We start from the raw sequence: 232 nt of genomic DNA, 5'->3' as shown, positions 1-232 counted from the left end.
TGCCGAGCAGCAGCAAGAGGTGATCGCCGCGACGAAGTCCCAGAGTTCGCAGGAAATTCGCAACCTGGTTGGACCGATCTGACAGTTCCTTGAAGCTAAATCTTGTTTCAATGCCGGTCGCGGTCTCGACGATCCAGAGCGCAGGCCGGTCGCGACTTTCGGGGTTGGAGGCGAGTTCTCCATCGAACCAGTCGAGCGCCCAGTTGAAAGGGACTGGATCAGGCCAGCGAAA

The 232-nt window shown here is 58.2% G+C and carries 1 pseudogene; it reads right to left on the bottom strand.

Annotated elements, in window-relative coordinates:
* Positions 1–232, bottom strand: a pseudogene (locus KBI52_RS00020) (AMP-dependent synthetase); the annotation flags it as partial.

This window comes from Microvirga sp. HBU67558, assembly GCF_018069605.1.
Taxonomy (GTDB): domain Bacteria; phylum Pseudomonadota; class Alphaproteobacteria; order Rhizobiales; family Beijerinckiaceae; genus Microvirga; species Microvirga terrae.
This window is presented reverse-complemented; position numbering and strand designations above follow the sequence as displayed.